We start from the raw sequence: 337 nt of genomic DNA on the forward strand, positions 1-337 counted from the left end.
GGTGGTGATGCGCCGCCCGATGCCGTGGTCTGCCGCCTGATAGAAGGGGGTGTACTGGCTCATCACGCTGGGCAGGAAGCACCCGGGGTCGGCCTTGTTCCAAGCCGCCATCTGAACGAGCACGGCAAAGCTGTCGTCCACATGGCCAGGCAGGGCAAGGTGGCGCAGGATCACGCCCCGCTGCAGGATGCCCTCGCTGTCAAACACAGGGTGCCCGGCCTGAGACATCATGGCTTCAATGGCGGGCCTGGCCTGTGCAAAATAGTCCGGCGCGGCGGAAAGCTCTGCCGAAAGGGCAGGGGAAACATCTGTCAGGTCGGCCAGCCAGATGTCGATG

Annotated in this window: 1 pseudogene; it reads right to left on the reverse strand. The window is 64.4% G+C overall.

Going from position 1 to position 337, the window contains the following annotated elements:
- Positions 1-337: pseudogene (locus P0G09_RS16365) on the reverse strand (radical SAM protein); the annotation flags it as partial.

Source organism: Faecalibacterium sp. DFI.5.82, assembly GCF_029076575.1.
GTDB classification, from domain to species: Bacteria; Bacillota; Clostridia; order Oscillospirales; family Ruminococcaceae; genus Faecalibacterium; species Faecalibacterium duncaniae.